Source organism: Acinetobacter sp. 789_lipA (assembly GCF_058242845.1).
This window is the reverse complement of record NZ_JBZAYS010000001.1, coordinates 1,882,183-1,894,761: the sequence shown is the minus strand read 5'-3', so window position 1 is coordinate 1,894,761 and position 12,579 is coordinate 1,882,183. Positions and strand designations below refer to the sequence as shown.

The window sequence follows — 12,579 nt, the reverse complement described above, 5'->3', positions numbered from 1 at the left end:
CTACTCGACATAAATGGTGACTGTTTCCGCGCCATGCGTGCCGATAGCCACTCGCGGAATACAGATAGGTTGAACATTAATCACTAAATTGGTGAGGTGGCGACTGGCGGGCTTTGCATCTTTGACTAGGCGGTTTACTTCGGCATAAGTGGTTTCATTTAGTTCTAGTCCATTGAGATCCAGTTCTAAGGTGAATGTGCCTGGTGTACCGACTGGATTAGTTTCAAACCACTCTTGAAAAATGCACTGGTAGCCAAACTGCGCCAGTACTTCTCGAACGGCCGTTCGAGTTCCTTTAATTTGGTGTTGGCGAAAAGATTTCTTAATCAGTTGACGTTGTAGCGAGGGTTGCCAGTTGGTATCCCATGAGTCGACCGAGTATTGCCATGCAAGAAAAGATAAGAATGGATCGGGAGCTTGATCGATCGAAGCCAAAGACTTTATTTCAACAGGCAAGGCACAATTCTGAGCCGTGACTTCAGTGACATTTCGTTCAAATTGGGTGCTGTTCGGAGGAAGTAGTTGGCTCACTCAATCCCCCCAATAGAAACGGCAATGTTGGTGCAATACGTGGCTTGTAACGGTGTAAAGACGACATCGGCAATTGGACTAATCAACTCAACTCGATGCACGCCATCAATATGCAGTGCAGCGTATATAGCAGACAGCCGAATGGATCGACCCAGTCGTTTTTGTTTTGTGGCATAAGCCGTCACATTATTGAGTGACTGCTGCAACAAAGTGGCTGCTTCAGGATCTTTGCCAACATAGAGCTTGGCATTAATGTCATAGGAAATGATTTCGGCAGATTGGACTGTAACGCGGTCACCAATCGGGCGAACGTCTTCCGCTGTTACGGCATTTTCTACAATTTGCACTAGCTCTGGGGATGCAGACCCCGTCAATGAGTCCGCTTGTAAAATGGTTAAAGTGATATATGCGGGCTGAGGTGAGACTACTGAAACATCACCAACACGACCATCAGCATCGCGGGCAAATTTCTTATATGCAGCTTCTGGACCAGCAACAGACAATGTGTCAAAGGCCAGTTGAATCCGCTCTCGAAAGGCATCATCTGATTCCATGACTGCTGCCGTTGGGGGTGTAATCGACAAATCTGCAGGTTTGATGACTAAGCGTTTTACATTAAAGTTTGCACCAACTTGGTCTAAATCGTTTTTAGTGGCGTAGGCCAGTAATAATGCTCTCGCAGCGGTGTTGATACGATTTCGTAAAACGATTTCACGATACGCATTTTCCTGTAGGAACTTTGTTAGAGGCTCACTTTCACGATCTAAGGTTTCAGTAATTTGAGTTTTTTCATTAGCAGGGAATTTTTCAATAAGACTCGCTTTTCTTTCAGCCAAGATCGACTCAAAATCCAATGTTTCAATAATGTCAGGTGGAGCCAGCTGGCTAAAGTCAACACTCATGCTTGAGCCCCCATATTTAGAGGAATTCTTAAATTCATTTCTTGTCCTGTGGTTTTATAGACACCTTCAATATCAAAAACTAAACCTGTACCATCTACCCCGCTGGCTGTGATTTGACTAATGTCGATGCGGTTTTCCCAAGTTGAAACTGCGGTATAAATCGCGCTGTAGCACTTCAAGATCAAGGCATCATTAATGGACTGATCTATTAATTCAAAAATCAGTGATCCATAGGTTCGACGCATAACCCGACTTCCAATGGGGGTCGTGATGATGTCCTCTATTGCTTGCTGTATTGACTCTTGAACTGTACTGATCGTTTGACCACTTTTTTTATTGATCATGGAACGGGTGCTCCTGAAGTACTTCCACCTGACTGAATGCCCGGTGTTCTATGTTTTCTCAAACTGATATCACCCGCTTTTACATCGGCTTCTGTAGAGATGTCTTTTCCTGCGGTAATCGTTTCTGAGACAGTAAGTTTTCCAGTGATGCTGACATCTGCTGTTAAATTACAAGTGCCACCTTCTGGTAATACAGCATCTAAATGATGGGTTTTAGTGTCGTATGAAAGGATGCAACCATCTGAAAAAAGTCGAATTACTTTATTTAGGTCACTTGATGGCGCAGGGTTGGTTTCATTGTTCAAGCCCGCTATAGCAACACCCATGTCTAAAACACCCGAAGGGCTGAGAACGACAACTTCTTCCCCAATGCTTGGAGGATCCCAAGTTCTATCGGCTCCAGCTCTTAAATTTAAATAACGGATATTTCCAGTCGTAATCTCGCCTAAATTGACGGTGACTGTTGTATAGGATTGAGACGGTTCAATGGTCTTGATCCGTCCAAAACGGACAAGATTTTCAAGACGACGGGCTAGATCTGCATTCATGTTGCAATCGTTATGCAGCCCGCCTTTTTATGCATGTGATTATTTTTGTATATGCGCTATATACAAAGGATTGTTCTTATTTTGAAAAATGGTCTAAGACTTCGGATTCAATCATTTCTAACTCTGCGGGGGTAAAACCTAATAGCTCTCGGCTGTCGTATTTGACGGTCGGACCGCCCTTTTCAACTCGATCTCTTAAACCATATTGGTGAACCCGGGCAATGTTGGCCACTCTGTTCATAAAGCCAATTGCGACCCCTTCAGGAGTTCGCTCAATCCGCATATATTTTGAAGTTTTAATGAGATTGAACATTTTGTTTTTGATTTTATTTTTCTTGTCCCTTAGTCGTTTTTTTCGAGGCACAAAAGCACTGCCATCGGGATTTTGTTGTCGCGTTATCCTGGTCTTTTGTGATGCCCGAACTTTGCGGGCAATGCTCATTTCTAATTTTCGTCGCTCGGCATCGCTTAACTTGGTAAGCAATGGAGCAAGATAATCGTTTAGTGCCTGAAGCTCTGCCATCAATTAGGGCCCAAAGTAATGATTTTCAGATGGCGCAGACATCCACTCAGCCAAGACTTCACCTGTCTTATGATCGATCATTTTGAATGGCTTAGGTTCAGTCGCGGTTTCATATTGAGGTTCATCAGGAAAAGAAATATCGAGTGTGCCATCGCCTTGACGCTTCACAATCACCCGTTCAGTTAGAGGAAAGGTTAAAGAAAGGTCGACTGTATGATTGCTCAATATTTCAGTCTCAAACTTAAACGCCTCTTTCGATTTTTCAGTGTTCACTAATAGCTCATGCTGATGCGTACGCACCCAATCGAACAAAGGCAGCATGACTGCATCAAGCTCCCCTGCATAGTCGGTTAGGATTAAATTGATTTCATAGACATATTCAAATGAAAGGCCATTTGCCATAGTGCAACGAACATTTCCTTTGTCTGTAAAAATCAACAAACGATCAGGATCTCGCTGGAGTTCTTTCACCGCATTGAGTAAGTGACTTCGTAAACTATCGGGCTTTCTCATTGTTTTGATCCTGAATTTTGATAATGGAATCCACCTGTGCTGAACACTGAGCTCGAGCAAGTTCCGTTTGCTCTAAAGCCAAGACCAAATCTAGATTTGTGCTTAGGCTAAATATTGGCTTATTGCAGGGGATGAGCACTGGATACAATTTGACTTCTGTTATGGGTTGGGGCTGTGTTGAACATGCTGCGAACTGCATCAGGAATAGGCTGAACAGACCAACTTTTAGAAGGTTCATCATGAGCAAATATCTCTTTTAAGGTGATTTGACGCTGTTCAAATTTGGACTGTAAATCACTTTGTACCTTCTGCAATTCAACAATACTTTTTTGCTGCTCAGACACACTGGTTTGAATTGATTTTATTCTTGATGCTTGCTGCTCCAGCTGCTGTTGTTTTTCACTCAGCGCTTGCTCTAGTGCACCAATTTTTTGTTGAGATTTGAGTACAAATTTAAATGTCAGCACCAAAGCCACACATATAAATAACAATATGAGTGGCTTTACGAATGGGCGAAGTAAAGTCAGTGGCATCATGCGACTTGCTTTGCTCCATAAATCGGCTCAAGGTGATCCCATTCTTTTTGGAACTTGGCTTGGTAACCGAGTTTTTTATAATTTGGACCGTTGTAAAGCGTGAAAACTGCTGTCCAATCTTCTGCACGTAAGGCTTCTAATAATGAAACTTTTTTCCCGCCAACTGTGCCAGTTTTCCATTCAATAAAGCGGATAAAGGATTCAAGCTGCAGGGATTCACTGGTTTGCATTTGTTTCTTGAAATCGAAAACAGATTCGTAACCTAACTCTTTCCAGTTTTCACCCATAATTTGGAACTGCCCCCAACTACATGACATCAAGGCAGACTCAGGATGAATGTTTTGAGCTAACCGCAAGCGGGTGTATTCCGCTTCATTTCCTTTATAGCCAACCGTTTTAGGATTTACGATGCTTGGGCATGTTTGTGCTTGTAAACTGGCAAAGGACTTGCCTTTGAACTGTGCTAAGTAGAAGTACATGCGATGACGTTCAAATAGGATTTTAGCTTTACCATTTTTTAAAAAACCTACCCCACGTCCTTCAACTGCACCAAAGACACGGATGGTCAATTCAGACACTTTTAAACGTTTTGCAGCGGCAATATAGTCGCTGTCTTTGAGCAACTTACTAACATCGGAACCTGCAAGTGCAGCACGGGTTTTATCCCCTACTTTTCCGTCGACCAAAATACCTTTGCTTTTTTGGAATTGAATGACGGCAAATTCTGTACTTTCACCAAAAATGCCGTCGGTACTGAGAGGCTTACCTGTTTGGCCTTTAAAGCCAAGTTCTTTCAGTTTTTTCTGAACTAAGACGACTTCATCGCCTCGAGCACCAAATTTAAGAATCATTGAGTCGTACTCCAAATAAGTTTGGCCACATTACCTTTGGATCTCCAGATGAGTACCCCAAGAAGTACTGCAAAGATGGCATCCCATAAGGTGACCGGGTCTTTGAAAAATAAAATGTGAATGGACTGGCCTAAGAATGATCCAATTAAGAGGGCTGCTAACCATGAGTAGCCACGGTGGAAATTTCCACCGTGGCTGAAGCAAGCAATACGAAATCCGCATAATAAATAGGCTAAGACTGCGATCCATTGAAAGAGAAGTTCAATCATGGTTTTCCACCTCGGAAAATGTTCAAAATGTCAGACAGCTTGGCTGCCTTAACCCAATCCACCACTTTGATTAAGATGAATAAGCAAAGGGTTGAGGTAATGAGCGCTGCGACTGCATCTGCTTTTAAGAAAGTGTGCTCAGTGATTAAGGGTGCACTGATATAACCAATACCCGTTGCAAGGAGCATGTTTCGGATACGTTGAAAGGCGTTTAAATCTTTTTCAAATGTGGCAATAAAAGCTGCCCCAAGTACTGCCCCTAACAATGCGTTTCCATTGATAAATGGAAATAATGAAACTGCACTCAATGCTGCAATGGTTACTGGTGTTGTTGGTTCTGCCATTTAATTAGTCCCATAGCTGGATGGTTTGTTTTGTTTGTTGTGGTGTTTCTATATCAGGCAGAATGACTTCCGTCCCCATCGGAATAAAAACGCCATGGTCGATAATGCTTGGATTTGCTTCGAGTACCATTTCCACGACACCAGCGCTGCGTCCGTATTCACGCCAACAAATAGTGTCGATAGTGTCGTTTTGAATTGCGATGATGGTTTTGCTCATATCAGCTCCACGACTGTGTGGTTCTGACCTAATAAATGCTGAATGGCCCATTGCTTGTTGCGACGATAATCATCCACCGTGCACTCGGCTTGTTCGGCTTTTTTTGCACCTGTGTTTGAACTGTCATAATTTCGATAGTTCTCATTTAATTTGGCAGCGACACCGTTGGCCACTGCAGACAAATACAAAAAGTCGGTATCAGGTTGATCATTGATTTGTGTTGTCGATAGCTCTGACAAAGTCCCTGCTTTCGCTTTGAGGGACACTAATAATCGGTTGGTGTCGAGCACTTCTTCGATGATTGCTTGCTGAAGTCTTTCGTTGGTAACCGCGCTATCAATACGGACAATTTCTCGGATTTGATCCAAAACAATAATCGGATAAAACGGGTCACTTTTGATTTGGATGTGGCTTGGTGTGTTATTGCCATTTGCGACGAATCCCATGCTATCCCCTGCCGTTGTTTTTGTTAGTGCATGGGTGGGAACAATGGTTTTAATGAGTATTACAGTGTAATGACATCACCATTGTTCGCCCATGCGGTGCGTGGGCACTCGGTTATGTCGGTTTGAACTGCAGGTCGCCCTGGTCATCCACGACTTGTGAACCGTTTGCATTGAGCAAAGGTTCAGCTTGTTTTTCTACTTCTGGTGGGAACTTTTTCAACAATGTCTCCATTGTTTTTAAATCCTGTTTACCACCACACTTGTCATCCAGTTCAATTGCGCGTTCAAGATGTGCTTGTGCTTCTTGAGCAAAAGCAATGTCTGACTGACTCGGTTCATCTTTGCTTTGGATCTGTTTAATCGTCGCTTTGCCTAAAGCAACTAAAAGCTTTGATTTAACTTGATCAGGCATGTCTGGAAGTTTTTCATCAAACTTTGTTTGGAGGACAAGTTGCTCTAATTGCTGCAGTACCCCAATTTCAACTTCAGCATTGGTTTTCAACTGCTTCAAAAATGCGTTAGCAATTTCTTCAGTCACCAAAGTAGCCGTCTTACGCTCAAAACGATCTGGCATGATCATGTTATGCCATAGTGCAAATTCAGCCATTTCTAGCGCTTTGGCATAATTTCCAGTGTCAATGCACCAGACCAATACCGTCATAAAGACTTCATCTTGGACGCCAGTATTGGCTTCCATGATTCCATCTACATAAGGTAAGTAAGTTGGAACTAGTCCTTGCTTGAGCTGAATTTTCGCTTCGGTGGACTGAATCTGTTTGAGACGTCGACGGTCATTATTCAACTGCATTAATTGCAACTCATAAGCCGTTTGCGACTCCATGGTGCCAAACTCAGCAGCGGAAACCGCTGCTGCTTTAGCACTGTGTTTGAGAAAATGTTGTCGTGCAAAGTTCATTCAACATTACTCCGCCAAGATTTCGATTTTTTCAGCCATCGCAGCAAGACCTAAATCTTCGATGTAGTAATCTTCATTTGAAGACTCATAGTTTTCGATTTGGTCACGCTTCGGGTTATCGATGACGGTACGTCGACGAGATCCTTCTTGCACATAAATCGATAAGTTATCGAAAGTGGTGACTAAGATGGTATCTTCAGGGAAGAACGGCACTGCATAGACGGGTAAGTTGCCCATACGTTTTTGACTGATAATGATGTCTGCAGCCAGCTTTTCAGAGTTCGGCTGATCTTGGTTGACCAATGGGAAATATTTATCCGCTACAGTTTTACGGTTACAAAGCACCACAAGATCAGGGTTGTCCTGGTGTACTTCATCGATCATTTCATCAACTAAAGTCATCACCAAAGCGTCTACATTTTTGTAGTCACCTAATTTTCCAATAGTAATTTTGCCCTGTGCTGCACCTGAAGAAAGGACACGTGCCACATTTTCTTCACGCATTTTTTGCAGCCAGCCTTTGTTAACGTCCTGCAATTTTGGATTGGCCACAATGTCTGTGGTCGCAGCAAAAGACGTACCGTTAAAACCAATCATGATACGGTCAAGACCTTGACGCTTTTGGATCTGACCAGAAAAACGTGCATAGAAGTCTTTAAACTTTGCCCATTGATCCAACTTCTGATATTTGATGGCGGTATCAAAGTCTGTTTTACGACAGAAGTAGAATCGCTCATCCATATTGCTTGGATCTTTTGCCTGACGATCCGTTGTATCAGTATTGGTACGCGAAGCGGTTGGACGGGAAATGCCTAGACCTACCGCTGAACCTGATTGTTCATCTACTAAAAAGACATTAATTTTTTGTAGAAATGCTGATGACAATTGAATTTTATCTTCTAATTTTTGTTGCACAGTCGGGGCAACATTAAATTTATGAGAAACTTTTTCAACGTTATTCAGCTGAGCTAATTGAGCCATTGCAGCATTATATTTAAAACGTGTTTCGTTACGCATGATGTGTACTCTTCTTAATTCTGGAATGGGTTGGCGAATTGGTCTAGCAATCAACTACTTCGTTGAATTTCGAATTGCCAGATTTTGGACGATGTTCATCGTTTGGCTCGCCATTGAGCTTATTTTTCAGCTCAGTAAAGTCGTTTTGAAGTTGCTCATGTGCTGTATTCAAAGTGTTGAAATCATTTTCAATTTTTGAGACAGCTTTGCCTTGATTTGCCGTTTCTGTGGCAATTTCGACAATGGCCTGTTCTTGCTCAGAAAAAGATTCCGCAGACTTTTTGTCGTTTTGTTCTTGTTTTGAGAATAATTTTTTTACTTTGTCGAGTAAGCCTGCGGAATAAGATTGCTGCTCTTTAACCTCTTCAAATTCGAGAGAGACTTCTTGAGCAGCTGTAAACAAATTTTCTGGTTTCTGTTTCTTGTCGGAGAATGGGTTTACTTTTGCACCAGCTGCAAACTGCAACATTTCTGTCCCCAAAGATGCTGGACTATCTGTCACGGCTAAACCGACCAAATATGCTGAACCTTTGTTTGCAAAATTGTCATCCACTTCAATAGATGTATAAACTTTTTGCTTTTTCTTGTTCAGTTCAATCAGGCTTTGGGTAGGCTCGATTTGAGCAAATAGTGCATCTTTTTCTTCACCGTTGATGTCGACTTTTTCAGTTTTCAGTGCCAAAACATCGCCATAAGCACCAAACACTCCATCTGGAAAAACACTACGGAAATGTTCCATATTGATACGAGCACCGTAGGTATTCGGATCATAGTTATCAGCCATTTGGATAATCCATTCGGCTTGAATTTCACGTCCGTCCGTGGTGTCTCCTGCTACTGCAATGCGGAACCACTTGGATTTATATTTTTTATCTTCTTTGCTCATTTGCAAACCTATTCAGTAAATTGATTGTCGGATAAAAATCACGTTTTCGAATAGGTGCAGAATGGGCAATGTTACATACTCACCGCAATGCGAAATTTTTGTATATAGCTCATATACAAATTATTAAGACTGCTAAAAAGATGAGGTACTGCCAATGTTTGCACATTAAAGCAAATAGCCCTTGGCAATGAATGATTTATCTCCAATAGCAAACTTACATCTGATTATGGACAACAAACTGAAAGCCAAATTTTTATATTGGCTTGGGTGGAAAATTGTCGATATTGCAGAAGTACTGAATGAAAATGAGCGAACAGTTCAGGCATGGAAAACACGTGAGGATTGGGAAAAAGAAAAGCCCGAAAATCGTGTCGAAAACGCTTTATCTCTTCGTTTGATGATGCTCATTCTAAAAAATAAAAAGACTTCGGGTGACATTAAAGAAATCGATGTATTGATGCGGGCATATAAAGAATTCGCCCGAATTGAGAAATACCGAAATGACGGTACTGAAGCAGATTTAAACCCTGAGATCCGCAAACGAAATACAGCGCCACGTAAAAAAGTTCCGAACCATTTTACAGAAGAACAAATCGAAGAACTGGTGTTGGCTTTTGAGGAGAACCTATTCGATTATCAATGGAATTGGTATCGGGCAATGGATCAGCGCTCCCGTGCAATTCTTAAAAGTCGTCAGATTGGTGCAACCTATTATTTTGCCCGTGAAGCTTTAATCGATGCTCTAAAAACTGGCCGTAATCAGATTTTCTTATCGGCTTCAAAAGCACAAGCCCATATTTTTAAGCATTACATCAAAGCCTTTGCAGCCGATATTTGTGGGGTGGAACTGACGGGTGATCCGATTGTTCTTTCCAATGGTGCAGAGCTGTTGTTCTTAGGTACAAACTACCGTACAGCACAGGGACATCATGGGAATTTTTATTTTGACGAATTTTTCTGGACTCATGGATTTAATGAGTTGGAAAAAGTTGCATCGGCAATGGCTTTGCAGAAGAAATGGCGTAAAACCTATTTTTCTACTCCATCAACCATTACTCATGAAGCGCATTCATTTTGGACTGGTGAACGATTCAATAAAGGCCGTCCAAAAAACAAACAAGTTAAGATTGATGTCTCTCACTCGGCTCTGAAAAAAGGGCGACTTTGCGAGGACAAGATTTGGCGCCAAATTGTCACCATTTTGGATGCTGAAGAAGGCGGATGCGATCTATTCAATATTGATGATCTTCGTTTTGAATACTCTGCTGATGACTTTCAAAACTTGTTAATGTGTGAATTCGTGGATGATGGTCAATCCATGTTCCCGCTCAACATGCTTCAGCATTGCATGGTGGACAGTTTAGAAACTTGGACTGATTTTAAAGTTTGGCATTCACGCCCTTATGCCAACAAACAAGTGTGGGTCGGATACGATCCCGCTTTGACTGGAGATAATGCTGGCTTAGTTGTGGTCGCCCCTCCTGCTGTAGCGGGCGGAAAGTTCCGTGTATTAGAACGTCACCAGTTCAAAGGTGATGACTTTGCCCAACAAGCAGAACATATCAGAAGCATCACTTTACGCTACAACGTAACTTACATAGGTATTGATACAACAGGCATGGGCGTGGGTGTTGCAGAACTTGTACGACAGTTCTTTCCTGCTGTTCATTCATTTAAATATTCGCCCGAAGTTAAAGCACAACTTGTTTATAAAACTTTGGATGTCATCCGCAATGGACGGCTTGAATACGATGCAGGTGATAAGGATTTAACTCAGTCACTCATGAGCATCAAAAAAACGATTACAGCTAGTCAAAAACAAATCACGTTTACTGCAGGTCGATCAGAAGACATTGGGCATGCCGATCTCGCTTGGGCACTTATGCATGCAATCTATAACGAACCACTGGCTGGCATTACAGAAACAAACACTTCCGTCTTGGAGATTTACTCATGAACCCATTTTCAACAGCCAAAAGTTTAATGAACACTGCACTAAACTTTTTACCGCAGCCATTACAACAAACAGTTTCTCAGAAAACGGAAGCATTTTCCTTTGGTGATGCTGTTCCAGTATTGGATGGAAATGATTTATCAAACTATATGCAATGCTGGTTTAATGGCCGTTGGTATGAACCACAGGTCAGCCTTGAAGGTCTGTCGAAAAGCTGGAAATCAACACCATATTTAAGTAGCGGGATTATTTTCAAACGGAATTTTTTAGCCAACTTATTTGTCCCTCATCCACGTATGAGTAGACAGTCCTTTGAGCAAGTTGGTTTAGATTTCATTTGGTGCGGAAATACCTATGTTGAAGATGTTCGTTCGCGCTTGAACAATACAATTGAGTTCAAGCCTGCTTTAGCAAAATATACAAGAGCTGGGGAAAATAAGGGGCAGTACTTCTATTTAGATCAAGGGCATCGCGGATATACAGAGCATGAGTTTCCTCAAGACCGTATTTGCCAAATACGCGAGACAGATGTTGATCAAGAAATTTATGGTACACCTGAGTATATATCTGCTTTGCAAAGTGCGTGGTTGAATGAATCTGCTACTCTATTTCGTCGTAAGTATTACAACAATGGTTCTCATGCTGGATTCATTCTTTATGTGAATGACCCCGCCAGTGATCCAAATGATATCACTGCCCTGCGTACCGCATTAAAAGAAAGCAAAGGACCAGGGAATTTCCGAAACTTATTCTATTACAGTCCAAATGGGAAAAAGGATGGCATTCAAGTCATCCCAACTTCCGAGATTGCAGCAAAAGACGATTTCACCAATATTAAGTCAATTACACGTGATGACACTTTGGCTGCATTACGCATTCCGCCACAGTTGATGGGTATCGTTCCAAGTAACGCAGGTGGTTTTGGTGATATTAAATCTGCCACCGAAGTGTTTTACCACAATGAGATTGTCCCATTACAATCTCGTCTACTTCAGTTCAATGAATGGGCGGGTGATGAGGTGATTAAGTTTAAAGAGTATGGATTGATTCAGAACAAGTAATTTATAAATTTACAAACATCACTTTAAAGCCCGCTCATCGCGGGTTTTTTTATGGGATCAAACTCAAATAAGAATAATTCCCAACTAATCCACCGCACCACCACGCCCGCGCAGTTGCCCCACCCCACCTGCCCTCTCTAAATGTGGCTATTTTACTGCAGGGACAGACAAAGGAAAAAATCAGGTGAACATAAGCTGTTATTAGTACATTTCAGCATTCGAGTAGCTTTTTTAATACTGCATTTCACTACGGATCTACACATTTATTTATTTGGCTAAAACTCAATCGAAAACAAGACAGAATAAATATTTAGCCTTACATCTGTTACGGCCATAGCTTGATGCGTTCCCATCTTTAAGGCACATATAAATGTGTTTTCTATCTAATAGATTTTTTATGGAGTAATAAAGTAATAGAGCAATATAAGTAACTGAAAAATATAAATATATAACCTTACCTTTGAAGGTAATTTTTTGTAATATCCTAAGTAATATTTTATAAGTTATTGATTTTATTGATACAGATATAATCTAAATCTAACATTTTTTCACAGCAATAAATTACTTCAATATTACCTCTAAATTACATATCAATAATTTAATAAACTATTGTATTAATTAAGATTATAAGAAAATATTACTTTATTACTTCAAAAAAACGATAGTCCCCAACTTTTTATTAATTTACTCAAATATAGGCTTTTGCATGTTTTTCATTCTG

At 41.3% G+C, this 12,579-nt stretch carries 18 protein-coding genes; 2 read left to right on the top strand and 16 right to left on the bottom strand.

The window, feature by feature from the left end; all coding sequences use genetic code 11:
- The 16 genes from AC4CUZ_RS09195 to AC4CUZ_RS09120 form a co-directional block, all read right to left on the bottom strand.
- Entirely contained in the window at nucleotides 1–531 is a 531-nt protein-coding gene (locus tag AC4CUZ_RS09195) for a phage tail protein I (RefSeq protein ID WP_490747511.1), read from the bottom strand.
- Nucleotides 528–1,433 (bottom strand): baseplate assembly protein, encoded by a 906-nt coding sequence (locus AC4CUZ_RS09190; RefSeq protein WP_490747510.1) that lies wholly within the window; start codon nucleotides 1,431–1,433, stop codon nucleotides 528–530. The genes AC4CUZ_RS09195 and AC4CUZ_RS09190 overlap by 4 nt, the downstream gene beginning before the upstream one ends.
- Nucleotides 1,430–1,777, bottom strand: a complete 348-nt coding sequence (locus AC4CUZ_RS09185; protein WP_490747509.1) for a GPW/gp25 family protein — start codon at nucleotides 1,775–1,777, stop codon at nucleotides 1,430–1,432. The genes AC4CUZ_RS09190 and AC4CUZ_RS09185 overlap by 4 nt, the downstream gene beginning before the upstream one ends.
- Nucleotides 1,774–2,325 carry a phage baseplate assembly protein V gene (locus AC4CUZ_RS09180; protein WP_490747508.1) on the bottom strand — a complete coding sequence of 184 codons (552 nt, stop codon included), beginning with the start codon at nucleotides 2,323–2,325 and terminating at the stop codon, nucleotides 1,774–1,776. Before AC4CUZ_RS09180 ends, AC4CUZ_RS09185 begins: the two co-directional genes overlap by 4 nt.
- 76 nt (nucleotides 2,326–2,401) lie before the next feature.
- Complete coding sequence (locus AC4CUZ_RS09175; protein ID WP_490747507.1) at nucleotides 2,402–2,848, bottom strand: phage virion morphogenesis protein; 447 nt, start codon at nucleotides 2,846–2,848, stop codon at nucleotides 2,402–2,404.
- 3 nt (nucleotides 2,849–2,851) lie between these two features.
- On the bottom strand, nucleotides 2,852–3,361 hold the full coding sequence (locus AC4CUZ_RS09170; RefSeq protein ID WP_490747506.1) for a phage tail protein: 510 nt from the start codon (nucleotides 3,359–3,361) through the stop codon (nucleotides 2,852–2,854).
- Complete coding sequence (lysC, locus tag AC4CUZ_RS09165) at nucleotides 3,345–3,560, bottom strand: Rz1-like lysis system protein LysC (protein WP_410119886.1); 216 nt, start codon at nucleotides 3,558–3,560, stop codon at nucleotides 3,345–3,347. The genes AC4CUZ_RS09170 and lysC overlap by 17 nt, the downstream gene beginning before the upstream one ends.
- On the bottom strand, nucleotides 3,481–3,897 hold the full coding sequence (locus AC4CUZ_RS09160) for a hypothetical protein (RefSeq protein ID WP_490747505.1): 417 nt from the start codon (nucleotides 3,895–3,897) through the stop codon (nucleotides 3,481–3,483). Before AC4CUZ_RS09160 ends, lysC begins: the two co-directional genes overlap by 80 nt.
- Entirely contained in the window at nucleotides 3,894–4,748 is an 855-nt protein-coding gene (locus AC4CUZ_RS09155) for an N-acetylmuramidase domain-containing protein (RefSeq protein ID WP_490747504.1), read from the bottom strand. The genes AC4CUZ_RS09160 and AC4CUZ_RS09155 overlap by 4 nt, the downstream gene beginning before the upstream one ends.
- Nucleotides 4,745–5,017: a phage holin family protein gene (locus AC4CUZ_RS09150; protein WP_130234937.1), complete on the bottom strand. Its 273-nt coding sequence runs from the start codon at nucleotides 5,015–5,017 to the stop codon at nucleotides 4,745–4,747. Before AC4CUZ_RS09150 ends, AC4CUZ_RS09155 begins: the two co-directional genes overlap by 4 nt.
- The gene (locus tag AC4CUZ_RS09145) at nucleotides 5,014–5,361 is read right to left on the bottom strand and encodes a putative holin (RefSeq protein ID WP_130234936.1); all 348 of its coding nucleotides are present in this window, start codon (nucleotides 5,359–5,361) and stop codon (nucleotides 5,014–5,016) included. Before AC4CUZ_RS09145 ends, AC4CUZ_RS09150 begins: the two co-directional genes overlap by 4 nt.
- 4 nt (nucleotides 5,362–5,365) lie before the next feature.
- Entirely contained in the window at nucleotides 5,366–5,578 is a 213-nt protein-coding gene (locus AC4CUZ_RS09140) for a tail protein X (protein WP_130234935.1), read from the bottom strand.
- Nucleotides 5,575–6,024, bottom strand: a complete 450-nt coding sequence (locus AC4CUZ_RS09135; RefSeq protein ID WP_490747503.1) for a head completion/stabilization protein — start codon at nucleotides 6,022–6,024, stop codon at nucleotides 5,575–5,577. Before AC4CUZ_RS09135 ends, AC4CUZ_RS09140 begins: the two co-directional genes overlap by 4 nt.
- A 112-nt stretch (nucleotides 6,025–6,136) precedes the next feature.
- Nucleotides 6,137–6,940, bottom strand: coding sequence for a phage terminase small subunit (gene gpM, locus AC4CUZ_RS09130; protein WP_490747502.1), 804 nt, complete (start codon nucleotides 6,938–6,940; stop codon nucleotides 6,137–6,139).
- Between the two features lie 6 nt (nucleotides 6,941–6,946).
- Nucleotides 6,947–7,957: a phage major capsid protein, P2 family gene (locus AC4CUZ_RS09125; protein WP_490747501.1), complete on the bottom strand. Its 1,011-nt coding sequence runs from the start codon at nucleotides 7,955–7,957 to the stop codon at nucleotides 6,947–6,949.
- A gap of 43 nt (nucleotides 7,958–8,000) precedes the next feature.
- Nucleotides 8,001–8,843 carry a GPO family capsid scaffolding protein gene (locus AC4CUZ_RS09120; protein WP_490747500.1) on the bottom strand — a complete coding sequence of 281 codons (843 nt, stop codon included), beginning with the start codon at nucleotides 8,841–8,843 and terminating at the stop codon, nucleotides 8,001–8,003.
- 187 nt (nucleotides 8,844–9,030) lie between these two features.
- Here AC4CUZ_RS09120 and AC4CUZ_RS09115 point away from each other — a divergent pair, with 187 nt between their 5' ends.
- Both AC4CUZ_RS09115 and AC4CUZ_RS09110 read left to right on the top strand, forming a co-directional pair.
- Nucleotides 9,031–10,800 carry a terminase large subunit domain-containing protein gene (locus AC4CUZ_RS09115; RefSeq protein WP_490747499.1) on the top strand — a complete coding sequence of 590 codons (1,770 nt, stop codon included), beginning with the start codon at nucleotides 9,031–9,033 and terminating at the stop codon, nucleotides 10,798–10,800.
- Nucleotides 10,797–11,858: a phage portal protein gene (locus tag AC4CUZ_RS09110; RefSeq protein ID WP_130234929.1), complete on the top strand. Its 1,062-nt coding sequence runs from the start codon at nucleotides 10,797–10,799 to the stop codon at nucleotides 11,856–11,858. The genes AC4CUZ_RS09115 and AC4CUZ_RS09110 overlap by 4 nt, the downstream gene beginning before the upstream one ends.
- Nucleotides 11,859–12,579 lie beyond the last annotated feature (721 nt).